The following is a 17016-nucleotide window of genomic DNA, read 5'->3' as shown; positions in this document are numbered from 1 at the left end:
GACAACTCCCCCGATGTCGTTCCAACTGTCGGTCCATAACTACCCCGTCTAGAGGGGATAGAAGCGCACCTCAGGACGGCCGACCTGGCCGTAGTGGGGCCGGCGGTCGGCCAGCCCGTTCTCCGCCAGGTACTCCAGGTACCGGCGCGCGGTGACCCGCGAGACCCCCGTGAGATCGGCGGCAGCGGCGGCGGACAGGCCGTCGGCGGCCGACGCCAGCACGCCGGTCACGGCCTGGAGCGTCTCCCCGCTCATTCCCTTGGGCAGCGCGTGGTGGTCGGGGGTCCGCAGGGTGGCGAGCATCCCGTCCACGTCCGCCTGGCCGCTGACCTCCCCCGAGCCCACCGCCTGCTCCCGGAACCGCGCATACCGGACGAGCTTGTCGCGCAGCGACGCGAACGTGAACGGCTTCAGCAGGTACTGGACGATGCCGACCGCCACGGCGGTGCGGATCACCGCCAGGTCCCGCGCGGACGTCACGGCGATGACGTCCACGTCCCGTCCCCCGGCGCGCAGCGCGCGGCAGACGGTGAGGCCGTGCGTGTCCGGCAGGTAGAAGTCCAGCAGGACGACGTCGACCTGCGTGCGCTCGCAGAACCGCAGCGCGTCCGCCCCCGAGTGCACGACCCCGGCGACGCTGAACCCGGCGACCCGCTCGACATAGGTCCGGTGCGCCTCCGCCGCCACCGGGTCGTCCTCGACCACCAGCACCCTGATCACAGCTCACCGCCCCCGGCCCCGGTCCCCCGCACGGGCAACCGCACGGTGAAGAGCGCACCGCCGCCGGCGCCCCCCGCGCTCACCCGCACGTCGCCGCCGTTGCGGCGGACGGCCTGGCCGACCAGGGCGAGGCCGAGGCCGTGGCCGACCGGGCCGCCGGAGGTCTTCGTCGTCCAGCCGCGCCGGAACATCGCGGGCACGGCGGACGGGTCCACGCCCCGCCCGCTGTCGGACACCTCCAGCACGAGCGCCCCGTCCTCCACGCGGGCGCCGACGCCGACGCGCGGCGGCCGGTCGGCGGCGCCCTCGATGGCGGCGTCGACCGCGTTGTCGATGAGGTTCCCGAGGATCGTGACCAGGTCGCGCGGCTCGACCCCGCCCCCGATGACGGTGTCCTCGCCGATCACGAGCTCCACGCCGCGCTCCGCCGCCTCGGCGGACTTGCCGAGCAGCAGCGCGGCCAGCACCGGCTCCCCGACCGAGCCGACGACCCGGTCGGTGAGCCGCTGCGCGCTCGCCAGCTCGGCGGTCGCGAACTCCACGGCCTGCCCGGGACGGCCCAGCTCCACCAGCGACACCACCGTGTGCAGGCGGTTCGCGGCCTCGTGCGCCTGCGAGCGCAGCGACTCGGCGAACCCGCGCACCGTGTCCAGCTCGCCGGTCAGCGCCTGGAGCTCGGTGTGGTCCCGGAGCGTGACGACGTTGCCCATCACCCGGCCCCGGGACCGGACGGGCGAGGTGTTCACCACGAGCACCCGCGTGTCCCCCACATGGATCTCGTCCGCCCGCCGCTCGCCCGACACCAGCGTCGCCACCAGCTCCTCCGGCAACCCGAGCTCCGCGACGTCCACCCCCCGCAGCTCCCCCGCGGACGACCGGCGGGGCGGGGGTGCGGCCTCGGGCGCGTCGAGGTCGAGGAGGTGCCTGGCGGCGTCGTTGCAGAGGACGACGCGGCCCGTGCGGTCGAGGATGAGGAGGCCCTCGCGGACGGCGTGCAGGATCGCCTCGTAGTACTCGAACATGCCGCGCAGCTCGTCGGGGGCGGCGCCGCGGGTCTGGCGGCGGAGGCGCGCGGAGACGAGGTAGCTGCCGGCCATCCCGACGGCGAGGACGCCCGCGGCGACGGCGCCGAGGGCCAGCAGGCGCCGGCGGAGCTCGGCCGAGATCGCCTTGACCGTGATGCCGACCGCGACCAGGGCGACCACGCGGTGGTCGTCGCCGAAGACGGGGGCGACGGTGCGCACGGACGGCCCGAGCGTGCCGGTGTAGGTCTCGGTGAACGTCCGCCCGGCGAGCGCGGGGGCGGTGTTGCCGACGAACGTCCCGCCGATGCGCGCCGGGTTCGGATGCGTGTAGCGGATCCCGGCCGGGCTCATGATCGTGATGAAGTCGACGCCGGTGTCGTGCCGGACGCGTTCGGCGTACGGCTGGAGGAGGCGGCTCGGGGCCGGGTCGGCGAGCGCGGCCCGGACGGTCGGGGCGTCGGCGATGCTCGCCGCGACCGCCGAGACCGTCTGGGTCGCGCCGTCGTCGACGGCGCGGCCGGAGTCCAGGAAGGCCAGCGACGCGCCGGCCGCCACGAGGAGCCCGACGATCGCCGCCTGGAGCACGAGGAGCTGCCGGGCCAGGCTCCAGCGCCCCGGCGCCGCCCATCGAGGACGCACTCCGCCCCTCCTTCCGGCGCCACCGCGCCGCACTTTCCGTGAACGAAATGTACACAAGGGTGACCCCCGTCACCCGACCGCGCATAGTCACGTGTGGACAGACCCAGAGCCCCCGCCTGAGCTGCTAGCTCACCTCCAGCGCGGCGCCCACGGTGTGCATGCTCCGGCTCCAGCCGGAGGATGGGCGCCGCCGCGGGGCGGCGGCCCGCCCGCGGATCCGACCGGACCGGGCGGGCGCCGCCCCTCGCACCGAGGCCGGGGTCCTCAGCCGAGGAGGTCCCCCGTGCCCCCGCCCGCCTCCCCGCCCCCGGCGGCCTCCGCGCCGGCCCAGAGCCGCGTGCACCTCCTCTACCTCGCCGTCGTCGCCGCCGTGATGGCGGGGGCCGTGGTCGGGCTGGTCGCGCCGGACTTCGCGCAGGAGCTGAAGCCGGTCGGCACCGCGTTCGTCGACCTGATCAAAATGATGATCTCGCCGGTCATCTTCTGCACGATCGTGCTCGGCATCGGCTCGGTGGCGAGGGCCGCCGAGGTCGGCCGGATCGGCCTGGTCACGATCGCCTACTTCCTGGTGATGTCGACGCTGGCCCTCGCCATCGGGCTGGCGGTGGGGAACCTGCTGCACCCGGGCGCCGGGCTGCACCTGGACCCGTCGTCGGTCGCCGAGGCGAAGTCGCAGGCCGAGGGCGGGGAGGGCACCACCGACTTCCTGCTCGGGATCATCCCGGACACGCTGGTGTCGGCGCTGACGCAGGGGCAGGTGCTGCAGGCGCTGCTGGTCGCGCTGCTCACCGGGTTCGCGCTCCAGGGGCTCGGCCCGGCGGGCGCGCCGATCCTGCGGGGCGTCGAGCACCTGCAGCGGCTGGTGTTCCGGATCCTCTGGATGATCATGTGGGCGGCGCCGGTGGGGGCGTTCGGCGCGATCGCGGCGGTCGTCGGGTCGAGCGGCTGGGACGCGCTGAAGAGCCTCGCGGTCATCATGCTGGGCTTCTACGCGACGTGCGCGGTGTTCGTGTTCGCGGTGCTCGGCGCGGTGCTGTGGGCGGTCAGCCGGATCAGCGTGTTCTCCCTGCTGCGCTACCTGGCCCGCGAGTTCCTGCTGATCCTGTCGACGTCGTCGTCGGAGTCGGCGCTGCCGCGGCTGATCGCGAAGATGGAGCACCTCGGGGTGAGCCGCCCGGTCGTCGGCATCACCGTCCCGACCGGGTACTCCTTCAACCTCGACGGCACCGCGATCTACCTGACGATGGCGACGCTGTTCATCGCGTCCGCGCAGGACCGGCCGCTGTCGGTCGGCGCGCAGATCCCGCTGCTGCTCTTCATGATCATCGCGTCGAAGGGCGCGGCGGGCGTCACCGGCGCCGGGCTCGCGACCCTCGCGGGCGGGCTCCAGTCGCACCGGCCCGCGCTGGTGGACGGGGTGGGCTTCATCGTCGGCATCGACCGGTTCATGTCCGAGGCCCGCGCGCTGACGAACTTCGCGGGCAACGCCGTCGCCACCGTGGTCATCGGCACGTGGACGGGGGAGTTCGACGCCGGGCGCGCCCGGCGCGTCCTCTCGGGCGAGGACCCGTTCAACGAGGACGCCCTGCTGGACGACCACGGCCCCACCGCCGAGCCGTCCGGGACGGGCGAGGGCCCGCTCCCCGCGCCCGGCGGGGTGCCCGCCTAGGGACCCGGCCGCCTGGCGCCGCGTGTCCCCGCTCCGGCGCCGGGCGGCCGTTTCACGCGGACTCGGGCTGCGGGCGGCGCCCGCGCGGGCGCCTCCGGGGCCGCTCGACCACCGGCCGGAAGCGGATCACCACCGGGAGGTCGGGCATGCCGACCGCGCGGCGGTACCGCTCGACCGGGCCCGCGCCCAGTTCCCCGTGCACCTCGCTCACGAGGGCGTCGCCCGCGCAGGCCACGGTCAGCCGGAGGCGGGGCCGGTCGGCCGTCCCGGTGAGGCGCGAGCGGGCCTCCTGCACGCCGGGCAGGTCGCGCGCGTCCCGGTGCAGGACGTCGGCGGCCACGTGGGCGCGGGCGCGGGTCTCGGGGTCGAGGTCGGGCCACCACTGGTGGACGACGGCCCGCCCCTGGAGGACCAGCCACAGCTGGCCGGCGAGCGCCAGCACCTCGGCGGCGCCCGCCGCGGCCGGCAGGAACCAGCCGGTCTCCCGGGTGAAGCGCGCCAGCGCGGGGTCGAGCAGCGGCCGCTCCGACAGCGCGCCGAACGCGTCGAAGGCGCCGAGGCCGAGGGCGAGGCCGGACGCGCCGGCCAGCAGCAGCACCGCCCCCGTCACCGCGATCGCGATCCTCATCTCAGTCCTTCCGCCAGCCGAGCCGGACGTCGACCGGCGGCCGGTGCATCGGCTCGATCCGGTCCAGGCGCGCGTCGACCGCGTCGTGGACGAGGTCGGCGAGGTTCGCCGGGTTGCGGTAGTGGGTGGCGGCCCGCACGAGCAGGCCCCGGCGGAAGAACCCGAGGCCCCGGACGCGGGCGCGCTCGATGCCGGGGACCTCCAGCGCGGCGTCCGCGAGAGTGCGGCGCAGCGCGGCGCGGCCGATGACGCCCGCGAGCCGCGGATCGGCGCCCGCCAGCGGCACCCCGCGCAGCCGCCCGGGCAGCGCGGCCGCCAAGAAGACGATCCCGAGGGCGGCCACCGCGCCCGACGCCACCAGCACGTCGGGGTCGTCCCAGGCGTGCCGCCGCAGGGCCTCCACGACCGGGGCGACGCCCGGCACCGGGTGGACGGCCGACCCGAGCGCCCCGGCGAGCAGCTCGATCGCGGCCGCCCCGCCGAGCGCGGTCACCAGCAGCGCCGCGGCGAGTCCGGCGAGCGCGCGGCGGGGCCGCAGTTCGCGGACGGCGAGCCGGCGTGCCAGCCGCCTGCCCTGCGCCTCCTCGATCAGCTCCTTGACCAGCGTCTCGGCCATAGCCACCCCCGTGAGCCCTCGGCACATCCGCCTTCGTCACCCATGGTGCGCGAAAGTCACGCGGAGTGAAACACGCCATGCCGACATCTCACGCGTTCGCCGCCGGGAAACCGCAGGTCAGCGGAAGACGACGGTCCTGTCGCCGTTGAGCAGCACGCGGTGCTCGGCATGCCAGCGGACGGCGCGGGCGAGCGCGAGGCACTCCACGTCGCGTCCCACGGCCACCAGCTCCTCCGGGCTGTGGGTGTGGTCGACGCGCGCGACCTCCTGCTCGATGATCGGCCCCTCGTCCAGGTCGGCGGTGACGTAGTGCGCGGTGGCGCCGATCAGCTTGACGCCGCGCGCGTGCGCCTGGTGGTAGGGGCGGGCGCCCTTGAAGCTCGGCAGGAAGGAGTGGTGGATGTTGATGATCGCGCCGGGCAGCTTGGCGCAGAAGTCGTCGGACAGGATCTGCATGTACCGGGCGAGGACGACGAGGTCGGCGCGGTAGTGCTCGACCAGCGTCAGGATCTCGGCCTCCTGCGCGGCCTTGCCGCCCGGCCCGGCCGGCAGGTGGTGGTAGTCGATCCCGTACGACTGGGTCAGCGGCCGCAGGTCGGGGTGGTTGGACGCGACCGCGACGATGTCGATGTCGAGCAGCCCGGACCGCGTCCGGTAGAGCAGGTCGTTGAGGCAGTGCCCGCCCTTCGACACCATGATCAGCACGCGCGGGCGCTCGGCCAGCGGGTGCAGCCGCCACTCCAGCCCGAGTTCGGGCGCCAGGGACGCCAGCGCGCCGCGCAGCTCGTCGGGGTCGGTGTCGCCGAGAGCCGTGAACTGCACCCGCATGAAGTAGGTGCCGGTCTCGCCGTCGCCGAACTGCTGGCTCTCGACGATGTTGCACCCGCGCTCGGCCAGCAGCCCCGAGACGGCGGCCACGATGCCGGGCCGGTCGGGGCAGGACAGGGTCAGCACGTACTCGTTCACGGGTTCGCTCACGGATCTCATTCTTGCCTCGGCGCGGGTCGCGCCAGCTCAGGACGGTCCCTCCCGAGCTTACGCGGCGGCGTTCCCGTCCCGCCGCCCTACCGGCCGGTCGGGCGGGGTCCGCGCGCCGCCGTGTCCGCCGCCGCCTTGTCTACCGGTGAGTAGTTCGAAGGCCCGCCTTGGGGTTACCTTTGCCCGCATGCGGCGAATCGCGCTCGTGGCGCTGGCGCTCACCCTGGCCTTGGCGGGCTGCACCGACAAGACCGGCGGGAAGGGCGGGAAGGGCGGCGATGGCGGGAAGGGCGGCCGCCGTCCCGCGACGGTCGGCGGCGTGCCGACCTCCGAGGGGACGCACAAGCAGAAGCTCGACGTGGGGACGGTCGGGCACCGCGAGTACCTGCTGCACGTCCCGTCCAAGGTCGCGGACGGGAAGTGGAGGAACGGCGAGCCGGCCGACAAGCCCGCGCTGGTCATAGCCCTGCACGGCGGCCTGGCCACCATGGCGAAGATGCGGGACCTGACCGGCTTCGACAAGCTGTCGGACGAGCACGGCTTCCTGGTCGCCTACCCCGACGGCTTCATGACGACGTGGAACGCGGGCGACTGCTGCGGCGCGGCGAAGGTCGGAAACGTCGACGACGTCGGGTTCCTCGGCAAGCTCATCGACGAGCTCACCGGCGCCGGGCTGGCCGACCCGAGGCGCGTCTACGTCACCGGGTTCTCCAACGGCGCCGGGATGGCGTACCGGATGGCCTGCGAGAAGCCGGGCAAGGTGGCGGCGATCGGGGTGGTCGAGGGCGCCCTGGTGACCAAGTGCGATCCGGGCCGCCCGGTGTCGGCGATGATCTTCCACGGGACGGCGGACGGGAACGTGCCCTTCAACGGGGGCGGCAACCGCGACTTCAACGACAAGCGGCCCTTCCCGCCAGTCTCGGACGCGGTGGACTTCTGGCGCAGGCTCGCGGGGCTCCCCCGGCCGCGCGAGCGGGTGAAGGCGCTCAGCGCCGACACCCGGTGCGAGAGCACGGGCAAGGGCGGGCAGGGCGTCGCCGTGGCCTTCTGCAGGATCGACGGCGGGCGGCACCGGTGGCCCAAGGAGGCGAGCCCGATGCTGTGGAGCTTCTTCGCCGCGCATCCGCGCGGTGGGACATGAGAGCTTTTCATATTCTCCCGGTAGTGTGGCATCGTGACGAGCATGAACCTCCGGGACCGCTATGACGCCGCGACCGCCGGGTTGGAGGCGCCGTTCGCCGTCGTCGACCTCGCGGCCTTCCGCGCCAACGCCGCCGACCTCGTGCGCCGCGCCGCGGGCAAGCCCATCCGGGTCGCCAGCAAGTCGGTGCGCTGCCGGGCCCTCCTGGAGGACGTCCTCGCGACGGACGGCTTCGCCGGGATCATGGCGTTCACCCTCCCCGAGGCGCTCTGGCTGGCCGCCGAGGGCGTCAGCGACGACATCCTCGTCGCCTACCCCACGGCCGACCGCACCGCGATCGCCGCGCTCGCGGGCGACGCCCGCGCGGCCCGCGCCGTCACGCTGATGGTCGACTCCGCCGAGCACCTCGACCTGATCGAGTCCGCCGCGGGCGACCGGCGCGTGCGGGTCTGCATCGACATCGACGCCTCGTACCGCACGCTCGGCGGCCGGGTCCGGATCGGCGCGCTGCGCTCACCGCTGTACACCGCGGCCGACGTCCGGGCGTTCGCCGAACTGGTCCTCAAGCGGCCCTCGCTCGACCTCGTCGGGCTGATGGCCTACGAGTCGCAGATCGCGGGCGTCGGCGACGTGCCGCCCGGCCGGCCCGGCCGGGGCCGCGTCATCCGCGCCATGCAGCGGCAGTCCCGGGCGGAGCTGGCCCGGCGCCGCGCGGCGATCGTCCGCGCCGTCCGGGAGCTGACCGAACTGGAGTTCGTCAACGGCGGCGGCACCGGCAGCGTCGAGAAGACGGCGGCCGAGCGCGCCGTCACCGAGGTCGCGGCCGGCTCCGGCCTCTACCAGCCGCACCTGTTCGACCAGTACTCCAACTTCAGCGGGCGCCCCGCCGCGCTGTTCGCGCTGCCCGTCGTCCGGCGCCCCGCGCCCGGCGTCGTGACGTGCCTCGGCGGCGGCTACCTCGCCTCCGGGCCGGCCGACGCCGTCCGCCTCCCCCAGCCCTACCTGCCGACGGGCCTGACCTACGACGGCAACGAGGGCGCGGGCGAGGTGCAGACGCCGCTGCTCGGACGCGCCGCCGACCTGCTGGCGGTGGGCGACCGCGTCTGGTTCCGCCACACCAAGGCCGGCGAGCTGTGCGAACGCTTCGACGCCCTGCACCTCATCGAGGACGGCCGGCGCGTCCGCACCGTCCCCACCTACCGGGGCGAGGGCCGCACGTTCCTGTGAGCGCCCGCCCGACCGTCTAGGTTGGAGGGCATGAGCGACGCTCCCATGATCAGTGTGCGCGGCGAGGCGGTGCTGGAGGCCGAGCCGGAGATCGCGCGGCTGTCGGTGCACGTCCAGTCGCAGGAGTCCGACCGGCGCGCGGCCCTCGACCGGCTCACCGAGCGGAACCAGCAGTGCCTCGACCTGGTCAAGTCCTACGGCGAGGCCGTGGAGAAGCTGGAGACCGGCGGCCTGTCGATCACGCCGCTGCTGAAGTACCGGCGGCGCGAGGGCGACGTGCGCGCCTACCGCGGCACCGTCTGGATCAAGATCACGGTCAGCGACTTCGCGGTGCTGGGCGAGCTGGTCACCCGGCTCGGCGACCTGGAGCGCACCTACGTCTCCGGGCCCGACTGGGAGCTGCGGCGCGACAGCGAGGTGTACCGGCGGGCCGCGCGGCAGGCGGCGAACGAGGCCGTCGAGCGGGCCCGCGGCTACGCCGAGGCGCTCGGGGCCCGCCTCACCGGCCTGGTGGAGCTGTCGGACGAGGGACTCGGCCGCGACACCGTCGCGGGCGGGCCGGTCGCGCTCGCCGCCGCCTACGGCCGCGCGCCGGGCGGGGCCGCCGAGGAGCCCGAGCCGATCGACCTGGAGCCCGAGACGCAGATCGTCCGCGCCACCGTCGAGGCCCGGTTCACCGCGACGGCCCCCGACCTCGGCTGAACGGCCCGTCCGCACTGAACGGCAGGGCCGCCGTGCCCGTACTCCAGGACGTGGGAGGAACGGACTGCGGGGTGTACCGGACCGGCCTCGGCGTCCACGCCATCGGGCGGCTCGCCGGCGCCGAGGCGGACGCGCTGGCGGCGCACCTGACCGGCTGCCCGCCGTGCCGGGACGAGCTCGCCCGCCTGCGCGACGTCGCCGGGCTCCTCGCCCGCTCCGCCCGGCTGTGGAACGCCGCCGCCCCGCCGCAGGCGAGCTCCGCCGCGCCGCGAGCCGACGCCGCTCCCCGGCGCCCGGGCGCCGCCCGGAAACGCGGAAGCGCCGGCCGCGGACCGCGGACCGGCGCCTCGGGGACGGGGCTCAGCGGCGCCTGCGCCTACGGCGCCGCAGGACCAGGGCGGTCACGATGACCGCCGCGCCGACGCCCGCGAGCACCAGCCGCTTGTCGATCTGAGCGCCCTCGCCGTCGTCGTCCTCGGAGGGCCGCACCATCGCGCCGAGGGCCTTGGCGACCTGGTCGGCCTCCTCCTTCAGCCGCTCCGCGCCCCGCTGCGCGACGTTCTTCGGGCTGACCCGCTCGGCGAGCTCGTCGATGGTGCGGGCCAGTTGCTGCCGGCTGCGCTCTATCTCCCGTTCCAGCGCCTCCGGGTCGCGGCTCTTGTCAGCCATGCCGTGTCCTATCGTGTCGGGCGTACTCGCGCGGGCCGGGACCGTGACGAGCCGAGCGATGATCCGCACAGTCTTGCAGGTCTTCCCGGCGGATGCCCGCCGCACCCCAGCCGGTACCGTTGGACCGACCATCCAAGCGAAAGGCGGGACAGGGTGTCCGAGCGGCTGCAGCCGGGCGATGTCGCCCCCGAGTTCGAGCTACCCGACGCCGACGAGACCGCGGTGTCGCTGGCCTCGCTGCGCGGCAAGCGCGTGATCCTCTACTTCTACCCGGCGGCCATGACCCCCGGCTGCACCAAGGAGTCGGTCGACTTCGAGGGAAGCCTGCCCGAGCTGGAGGCCGCCGGCGTCGCCGTCATCGGCGTCTCCCCCGACAAGCCGGCCAAGCTCGCCAGGTTCCGGGACAAGGAGGGGCTCACGTTCCCGCTCCTGTCCGACCCGGACGCGCAGGTCCTGCAGGCCTACGGCGCCTACGGGGAGAAGAAGCTGTACGGCAAGGTCGTCGTCGGCGTCATCCGGTCGACGTTCCTCATCGACGCCGACGGAAAGATCGAGAAGGCGTACTACAACGTGAAGGCGACGGGCCACGTGGAGCGCCTCCGCCGCGACCTCGGCCTGTAGGTGCCGCGCCGGCCCGCGCTCGGCGCGGGCCGGGTGCGGGCCGGGTGCGGGCGGGGGGATTCGAACCCCCACGGTGTCACCACCAACAGGACCTAAACCTGCCGCGTATACCTGGTTTCGCCACGCCCGCCCGTGCCCTCGTCCGGGCTCCCGTCCGAGGGCGCGTTCAGCTTAGCGTCCTGATCGGCGGGCGCGGGAGCGGATCGCGCGGCCTCGCCGCGGGGCGCCCGGTACAGGGCCGCGACGACGACCGCGGTCACGGCGAGCGCGACCGAAGCGGTGAGGAACGCCGTCTGGAGGCCGTCGCTGAAGGCCGCCCGCGCCTGGTCGGCGGCCTGCGGGCCGAGCCGCACCGCCACCGCGACCGACGTCCTCGCCTGCTCGGCGGCCGGGCCCGGCAGGTTCCCGAGGTCGAGGTTCGCGCGGTAGGACGACTGCAGGACGCTGCCGAGGACGGCGATGCCGAGCGCGCCGCCGAGCTCCCGGGCCAGGTCGTTCATCGCCGAGCCCACGCCCTGCTTCTCGGCGGGCAGCGCGTCGGTGATCGAGGCGGTGGACGGGGTCATGGCGAGGCCCATGCCGGCGCCGAACGGGACGAGGCCCGCGAGGAGCGGCCAGTAGGTGCTGCCCGCGTCCAGCCGCGAGAAGACCAGCATCCCGAGGCCGACCAGGAGCAGGCCGGACGTGATGACGCGGCGCGGGCCGAGCCTCGCGGCCAGCCTCGGCGCGACGACCCGGGCGGACGGCATCATCGCGAGCGCCATGGGCACCAGGCCGAGGGCGCCCACGAGCGCGCTGTCGCCCTTCACCAGCTGCAGGTACTGCAGGATGATGAAGATGAACCCGAAGGAGGCGAAGAACTGCACGGTGATCGTGAGCGAGCCGGCCGAGAACGCCCGGATGCGGAACAGCCGCGGGTCGAGCAGCGGGTTCGGCCGCCTCAGCTCCCACGCCACGAACCCGGTGAGGACGGCCAGGGCGGCGGCGAGGCCGAGCAGCGTCCGCGCGGAGGCCCAGCCGTGCGTCGGCGCCTCGATGATCGAGTAGACGCCGGCGCCGAGCCCGACCACGGTGATCAGCGCGCCGGTCAGGTCGAGCCTCGGCGCGTCCGGCTCGGCGGACTCGGGGACGACCGCGAGCGTCGCGGCCAGCGCGACCGCGGCGAGCACGACGTTCATCCAGAACACCGACCGCCAGGTCCAGAACTCCAGCAGGGTCCCCGACACCAGCAGGCCGAAGATCGCGCTGGCCCCGGCGACGCCCGCCCAGGCGCCGACCGCGCGGGTGCGCTGCGCGGCGGGGAACGTCGAGGTGATCGTGGACAGCGTCGCGGGCATGACCAGGGCCGCGCCGACGCCGAGCACGCCGCGCATCGCGATCAGCCATTCCGGGTCTCCGCCGAGGGCCGCCGCGGCCGAGCCCGCGCCGAACACGGCGAGCCCGGCGGCGAGCGCGCGGCGCCGCCCGTAGCGGTCGCCGATCGCGCCGCCGAGCAGCAGCAGGGCCGCGAAGACCAGCGCGTAGGCGTCGATGATCCACGCGAGCTCGGTGAGGCCGGCGCGGGTGTCGCGGGCGATGGACGGCACCGCGGTGTTGAGGGACGCCACCGCCGACACCACCGTGGCGAGGGACAGCATCACGGCCGGCAGCACCGCTCGGTGGACGGCGCCCGGCCCTTCCTTCGTGGTGTTCATGCCTCGACCGTGGACCGGGCCCCACTATATTTCAACTGTGATGAATAAATCCGGGGGCCGGCGGGGGCGGCGGCGCGGCGGATCCGACACCCGCGAGGCGATCCTCGCGGTGGCCCGCCGGCGGTTCCTGGCCGACGGCTACGGGCCGGTCACGATGCGGTCCGTCGCCGCCGAGGCGGGCGTGGACGCCGCACTGATCAGCTACTTCTTCGGCTCGAAGAAGGGCCTGTTCGGCGCGGTGCTCGGGCTCGTCGCCAACCCGCCCGAAGTGCTCGCCGAGGCGCTGCCCGGCGACCCCGCCGAGCTGCCCGAACGCGTCCTGCGCGCGATGCTCGGCGCATGGGACGACCCCGAGCGCGGCGGGCCGCTGCTGCTCATGGTGCGCACGGCCGTCCAGGACCCGGACCTGACCCGGCTGGTGCGCGAACTCCTCGAACGCGAGGTGGTCGGCCGCATCGCCGGCCACATCGGCGGCCCCGACGCCACCGCGCGGGCGGGGGCGTTCGGCGTCCAGCTCTCCGGGCTGATCTTCGCGCGGCACATCCTCGCGCTGGAGCCCCTCGCCTCCATGACGCCTGATGAATTGATCCGGCACCTCGCCCCCGGCCTCCGCGCCGCCCTCCGCGGACCGTCCCGCCGCCCCCGGACGCGGTGACCCGGTAGCGGACACGTCCGCGCGGTGGGAGCCGGACGGGCCGGAACGGCACCGCCGTGCGGCTGCGCATCGCCCTGCACGGCGCGACCACGGCGAAGCGCCCACCAGGCCACGGCGGCTCGGACGGAGCGTGAGGAACTCCATGCGTTGGGCTTCCAAAGGCACCGGACCGGCGTACGCTGAGCAGATCCGCCTCACACCGATGGGCAGGCCATGGACACATCCTGGTTCGCCAAGCGCCCCGTAAGCGCACTCCGTCCCGGAGATCACGGCTGGCTGGCCTACGGCGGCCAGGAGGAGCGCGACCGGGTCATCGAGCCTTTCGTCCGGGAAGGTCTGGAGACCACCGAGAAGGTCGTGTACATCACCGACCTCCCGGCCGACCGGCTGCCCGGCCTCGGCCCGGGGCAGCCGGTCGACGTGGAGACCCACCTCAGGTCGCGCCAGCTGCGGGTCATCACGCTGCGGGAGGCGTGCCTCGACCGCGACGGCGCGTTCGAACCGGCCAAGATGGCCGACACCGTCAACCGCGAGGTCGGCGCCGCGTTCGGGCAGGGCTTCCGCGCCGCGCGCCTCACCACCGACCACAGCTGGCTGCTGAACGGTCCCGGCCGACCCGACGTCGGCCGGATGCTGGGCTGCGAGCACCGGGTCGACGGCACCGTCTCGCCGAGCACCGTGGCGATGGCGATCTGCCAGGTCGACCGGCACGCGTGCCCGCCCGCCGAGCTCACCGCCCTTCGCGACACACACGAGGTCCTCGTGGAAGTGAACCCCGAATTCGACGACGGGATACTGAAGATCGTGCGCACGTTCGAGCCCGACGGGCTCCGCGTCGAGGGCGAACTGGACGCCGCGCGGCACTCGGTGTTCGCCGAGCAGCTCCGCCGGCTGCGGCCCGGCCGCAACATCCACCTCGACCTGTCCCGGCTCGGGTTCATCGACCTCGGCGGGCTGCACCTGCTGGCCAGGCACGCCACCCGGCTGCCCGCCGACGCCGCGCTGGTCCTGGACCACCTGTCGCCCGACGTCGAGTCCGTCATCGACATGGTCGGCTGGCACCGGCTGCCCGGCCTCGCCCGCGGGCGGCGGCTCGCGGAGACGGAGGGCATCGCCTGATGGCACTGGAGCACAAGGCGTTCATGTACCGGGGCACCGAGGACTTCCTGTCCGTCACCGTCCCCTACCTGCGATCAGGCGTGGAGAGCGACCAGGTCGTCATCGCCGTCGCCCGCGAGCCAAACCTGGCGGCCCTGCGCGACGAGCTCGCCCCGCACGGCGACGCGGTCGCCTACTTCGACTCCGCGGCCTTCTACCAGCATCCCGTGCACACCCTGCGCGACTACCAGACCATCGTGAAGCAGAGCGCCCCGCGCACCGTCTGCGCGCTCGCCGAGCCGGTCTGGCACGGATGGGACGAGCGCCAGACGCTGGAATGGGTCCGCTACGAGTCCCTCATCAACGTCGTCTTCGGCGACTCGGGCGCGCGCGCCCTGTGCCCCTACGACGCCGACGACCTGCCGGCCCGCATCCTCGACGAGGCGCGCCACACCCACCCGCTGCTGCTCGCCCCGGGCCACGACGGCGCGAACGCCGACTACATCGACCCGGTGAGGTTCGGGTCCGGCTGCGACCGCCGGTTCCGCTCCGACCGCCCGGCCGCCGCGGACTACTTCTCCATCGACGGCGACGACCTGCACGCGCTGCGCGTGTTCGTCGGCGAGCGCGCCCTCAGGCACGGCCTGGTCAGGCAGAAGGCGCAGAACCTCGTCACCGCCGCGAACGAGGTCGCCGCGAACGCGCTCCAGCACGGCACTCCGCCGATCGGGCTGTGGACGTGGCAGGACGGCGCCGACCTGGTCTGCGAGATCGGCGACCACGGCTTCTGGCGTCCCGGCCCCGACTCGCTGACCGGCTTCATCCCGCCCGACTCCGCGCTCCAGCGCGGCTTCGGCCTGTGGACCGTCCGCCTCCTGGTCGACCTGATGGAGCTGCGCGCCGGCTGGGACGGCACCTTCGTCCGCCTGCGCTGCGGGTGACCGGCCGCGCGGACGACAGGGCGGGCGGGGTCGTTCAGGCGAGGCCGGCGGTCCGGAGGGCGGCGGGGACGATCTCGGCGAGGGCGCGGAAGGCCCGGCCGCGGTGGCTGATGGCGTCCTTCTCCTGCGGTGCCAGTTCCGCGGTCGTGCGGGTCCCGCCGTGCGGAAGGAAGATCGGGTCGTAGCCGAAGCCGCCGGCGCCGCGCGGCTCCCGGAGCACGGTGCCGTGCATCCGGCCCTCGACGCAGTGCTCGGCGCCGCCCGGGACGACCAGCACGGCCGCGCACACGAACGAGCCGCCGCGCCGGCCGTCGGCGACGTCGGCGAGCTGGTCGAGGACGAGCCGCAGGTTGGCGGCGTCGCGGTCGCCGGCGCCGAACCGTCCCGACCAGCGGGCCGACAGCACGCCGGGCATGCCGTTCAGCGCGTCCACGCACAGGCCGGAGTCGTCGGCGACGGCGGGCAGGCCGGTGAACGCGGCGATCGCGCGGGCCTTCAGCAGCGCGTTGCCCTCGAAGGTCGCCTCGGTCTCGGCCACGTCGGGGGCGCCGGGAAAGGCGTCGAGCCCGACGACGTCGAGGTCGCCGAGGATCCGGTGCAGCTCGGCGACCTTGCCCTGGTTGTGGGTGGCGAGGACGATCCGGCTCATCGGCCGAGGGCCTCGCTCTGGATGCGGGTGAGCTCGGCGCAGCCCGCGGCGCCGAGGTCGAGCAGCGCGTCGAGCTCGGCCCGGTCGAACGGGGCGCCCTCCGCGGTGCCCTGCACCTCGACGAACCGTCCGTCGCCGGTGCAGACGACGTTCATGTCCGTCCCGGCGGCGGAGTCCTCCTCGTAGCACAGGTCGAGGCGCGGCTCGCCGGCCACGACGCCGACGCTGACCGCCGACACCGAGGTGATGAGCGGGTCGCCCCTGAGCAGGCGGCGCTCGCGCATCCAGCTCACCGCGTCGGCCAGCGCGACGTAGGCGCCGGTGATCGCGGCGGTGCGGGTGCCGCCGTCGGCCTGGAGCACGTCGCAGTCGAGCTGGACGGTGTTCTCGCCGAGCGCCTTGAGGTCCAGGCACGCCCGGATCGACCGGCCGATCAGCCGGGAGATCTCGTGGGTGCGCCCGCCGATCCGGCCCTTGACGGACTCGCGGTCGTTGCGGGTGTTGGTCGCGCGCGGCAGCATCGCGTACTCGGCGGTGACCCAGCCGAGGCCGCTGTCGCGCCGCCAGCGGGGCACCGAGTCCTGGACGGAAGCGGCGCACAGCACCCGGGTCGCACCGAACTCCACCAGCACCGACCCCTCCGCGTGGTCGAGCCATCCGCGCTGGATGCGGACGGAGCGGAGCTGGTCGGATGCGCGATTGTCAGGGCGAGCCATGCGCCCACCCTAGCGGGCGGGCTTTGTCAGACCCCGCTTACCACCGGTTGACACCCCGGCCCCCGATGGGTTGCTCTGGCATTGTCCTGTCGCGGCGAGCGGACGGCCTGAGGCGATGCCAGTAGAGATCGAACGCAAATTCCTCCTGGGCGCGGCGCCCGACTGGTCGCATCCGGCGTTCCGCGACGCCGACGTGATCGAGTACGAGCAGGTGTACCTGAAGGTCGACGGCGCCGACCAGGTCCGGATCCGCCGCGGCGTGCGGGACGGCCGCGCCGCCTACCGTCTCGCGCGGCTGCACCGGCTGTCGGACGGCGTGCGGGAGGTCGAGGAACGCGAACTCGGCCGCGCCGAGTACGACCGGCTCCGCGCCGGCCGGGACCCGGGCCGCGAGATCGTCGCCAAGGTGCGGCGCTGCTTCGCGTGGCGGGGGCAGCTCTTCGAGCTCGACGACATCAGCCGTCCCGTCAGCCGCGCCTGCCACCTGCTGGAACTCCAGGTCGAGAGCCTGGAGCAGCGGTTCACCCTGCCGGACTTCCTCGTCATCGACCGCGAGGTCACCACCGAGCCCGCGTTCTCCAACGCCATGATCGCGCTCGGCTGACGGGACGGCCGGTCTCTTCTGGAG

19 protein-coding genes and 1 tRNA gene are annotated in these 17016 nt (G+C 74.4%); 10 read left to right on the top strand and 10 right to left on the bottom strand.

What is annotated here, in order from left to right; all coding sequences use genetic code 11:
* Positions 1 to 48 precede the first annotated feature (48 nt).
* A complete protein-coding gene (locus tag ACQEU6_RS37350; protein WP_499338406.1) occupies positions 49 to 720 on the bottom strand; it encodes a response regulator in 672 nt (223 codons plus the stop codon).
* A complete protein-coding gene (locus ACQEU6_RS37345; RefSeq protein ID WP_499338405.1) occupies positions 717 to 2384 on the bottom strand; it encodes a sensor histidine kinase in 1668 nt (555 codons plus the stop codon). The genes ACQEU6_RS37350 and ACQEU6_RS37345 overlap by 4 nt, the downstream gene beginning before the upstream one ends.
* Positions 2385 to 2667: 283 nt before the next feature.
* On the opposite strand from ACQEU6_RS37345, the gene ACQEU6_RS37340 reads away from it, so the two are divergent.
* Positions 2668 to 4053 (top strand): cation:dicarboxylate symporter family transporter, encoded by a 1386-nt coding sequence (locus tag ACQEU6_RS37340; RefSeq protein WP_499338404.1) that lies wholly within the window; start codon positions 2668 to 2670, stop codon positions 4051 to 4053.
* A gap of 52 nt (positions 4054 to 4105) precedes the next feature.
* Here the strand turns inward: ACQEU6_RS37340 and ACQEU6_RS37335 are convergent, their stop codons facing one another.
* From ACQEU6_RS37335 to purU, 3 genes are all read right to left on the bottom strand, one after another.
* Complete coding sequence (locus ACQEU6_RS37335; RefSeq protein WP_499338403.1) at positions 4106 to 4681, bottom strand: hypothetical protein; 576 nt, start codon at positions 4679 to 4681, stop codon at positions 4106 to 4108.
* Between the two features lies 1 nt (position 4682).
* Entirely contained in the window at positions 4683 to 5297 is a 615-nt protein-coding gene (locus ACQEU6_RS37330) for a DUF6286 domain-containing protein (protein ID WP_499338402.1), read from the bottom strand.
* Positions 5298 to 5414: 117 nt separating this feature from the next.
* Complete coding sequence (gene purU, locus ACQEU6_RS37325) at positions 5415 to 6284, bottom strand: formyltetrahydrofolate deformylase (protein ID WP_499338401.1); 870 nt, start codon at positions 6282 to 6284, stop codon at positions 5415 to 5417.
* 178 nt (positions 6285 to 6462) lie between these two features.
* On the opposite strand from purU, the gene ACQEU6_RS37320 reads away from it, so the two are divergent.
* Genes ACQEU6_RS37320 through ACQEU6_RS37305 form a run of 4 tightly spaced genes read left to right on the top strand, consistent with a single transcriptional unit; the run spans position 6463 to position 9755 of the window.
* Positions 6463 to 7416 (top strand): CE1 family esterase, encoded by a 954-nt coding sequence (locus tag ACQEU6_RS37320; RefSeq protein ID WP_499338400.1) that lies wholly within the window; start codon positions 6463 to 6465, stop codon positions 7414 to 7416.
* Positions 7417 to 7458: 42 nt separating this feature from the next.
* Positions 7459 to 8643 carry an amino acid deaminase/aldolase gene (locus ACQEU6_RS37315; RefSeq protein WP_499340485.1) on the top strand — a complete coding sequence of 395 codons (1185 nt, stop codon included), beginning with the start codon at positions 7459 to 7461 and terminating at the stop codon, positions 8641 to 8643.
* Between the two features lie 30 nt (positions 8644 to 8673).
* Positions 8674 to 9345 (top strand): SIMPL domain-containing protein, encoded by a 672-nt coding sequence (locus ACQEU6_RS37310; RefSeq protein ID WP_499338399.1) that lies wholly within the window; start codon positions 8674 to 8676, stop codon positions 9343 to 9345.
* 50 nt (positions 9346 to 9395) lie between these two features.
* Positions 9396 to 9755, top strand: coding sequence for a zf-HC2 domain-containing protein (locus ACQEU6_RS37305; protein WP_499338398.1), 360 nt, complete (start codon positions 9396 to 9398; stop codon positions 9753 to 9755).
* On the opposite strand, the gene ACQEU6_RS37300 is transcribed toward ACQEU6_RS37305, so the two are convergent.
* A complete protein-coding gene (locus tag ACQEU6_RS37300; protein ID WP_499338397.1) occupies positions 9706 to 10014 on the bottom strand; it encodes a DUF3618 domain-containing protein in 309 nt (102 codons plus the stop codon). The genes ACQEU6_RS37305 and ACQEU6_RS37300 overlap by 50 nt on opposite strands.
* A gap of 153 nt (positions 10015 to 10167) precedes the next feature.
* Between ACQEU6_RS37300 and bcp the strand changes: the two genes are divergently transcribed.
* Positions 10168 to 10635: a thioredoxin-dependent thiol peroxidase gene (bcp, locus tag ACQEU6_RS37295; RefSeq protein ID WP_499338396.1), complete on the top strand. Its 468-nt coding sequence runs from the start codon at positions 10168 to 10170 to the stop codon at positions 10633 to 10635.
* A gap of 45 nt (positions 10636 to 10680) precedes the next feature.
* On the opposite strand, the gene ACQEU6_RS37290 is transcribed toward bcp, so the two are convergent.
* Both ACQEU6_RS37290 and ACQEU6_RS37285 read right to left on the bottom strand, forming a co-directional pair.
* Positions 10681 to 10765, bottom strand: a tRNA-Leu gene (locus ACQEU6_RS37290).
* Positions 10728 to 12329 carry an MFS transporter gene (locus ACQEU6_RS37285; protein WP_499338395.1) on the bottom strand — a complete coding sequence of 534 codons (1602 nt, stop codon included), beginning with the start codon at positions 12327 to 12329 and terminating at the stop codon, positions 10728 to 10730. Before ACQEU6_RS37285 ends, ACQEU6_RS37290 begins: the two co-directional genes overlap by 38 nt.
* 40 nt (positions 12330 to 12369) lie before the next feature.
* On the opposite strand from ACQEU6_RS37285, the gene ACQEU6_RS37280 reads away from it, so the two are divergent.
* The 3 genes from ACQEU6_RS37280 (at position 12370) to ACQEU6_RS37270 (ending at position 15023) form a co-directional block, all read left to right on the top strand.
* Entirely contained in the window at positions 12370 to 12984 is a 615-nt protein-coding gene (locus tag ACQEU6_RS37280; protein ID WP_499338394.1) for a TetR/AcrR family transcriptional regulator, read from the top strand.
* 213 nt (positions 12985 to 13197) lie between these two features.
* A complete protein-coding gene (locus ACQEU6_RS37275) occupies positions 13198 to 14103 on the top strand; it encodes an MEDS domain-containing protein (RefSeq protein WP_499338393.1) in 906 nt (301 codons plus the stop codon).
* The gene (locus ACQEU6_RS37270; RefSeq protein ID WP_499338392.1) at positions 14103 to 15023 is read left to right on the top strand and encodes an anti-sigma factor RsbA family regulatory protein; all 921 of its coding nucleotides are present in this window, start codon (positions 14103 to 14105) and stop codon (positions 15021 to 15023) included. The genes ACQEU6_RS37275 and ACQEU6_RS37270 overlap by 1 nt, the downstream gene beginning before the upstream one ends.
* A 34-nt stretch (positions 15024 to 15057) precedes the next feature.
* Here ACQEU6_RS37270 and rdgB read toward each other — a convergent pair whose 3' ends face one another.
* Both rdgB and rph read right to left on the bottom strand, forming a co-directional pair.
* Positions 15058 to 15672, bottom strand: a complete 615-nt coding sequence (gene rdgB, locus ACQEU6_RS37265; RefSeq protein ID WP_499338391.1) for an RdgB/HAM1 family non-canonical purine NTP pyrophosphatase — start codon at positions 15670 to 15672, stop codon at positions 15058 to 15060.
* Positions 15669 to 16388 carry a ribonuclease PH gene (gene rph, locus ACQEU6_RS37260; protein ID WP_499338390.1) on the bottom strand — a complete coding sequence of 240 codons (720 nt, stop codon included), beginning with the start codon at positions 16386 to 16388 and terminating at the stop codon, positions 15669 to 15671. Before rph ends, rdgB begins: the two co-directional genes overlap by 4 nt.
* 115 nt (positions 16389 to 16503) lie before the next feature.
* Between rph and ACQEU6_RS37255 the strand changes: the two genes are divergently transcribed.
* The gene (locus ACQEU6_RS37255) at positions 16504 to 16992 is read left to right on the top strand and encodes a hypothetical protein (RefSeq protein ID WP_499338389.1); all 489 of its coding nucleotides are present in this window, start codon (positions 16504 to 16506) and stop codon (positions 16990 to 16992) included.
* Positions 16993 to 17016: the final 24 nt, after the last annotated feature.

The organism is Spirillospora sp. CA-108201 (genome assembly GCF_050936235.1).
Lineage (GTDB): Bacteria > Actinomycetota > Actinomycetes > Streptosporangiales > Streptosporangiaceae > Spirillospora.
This window is presented reverse-complemented; position numbering and strand designations above follow the sequence as displayed.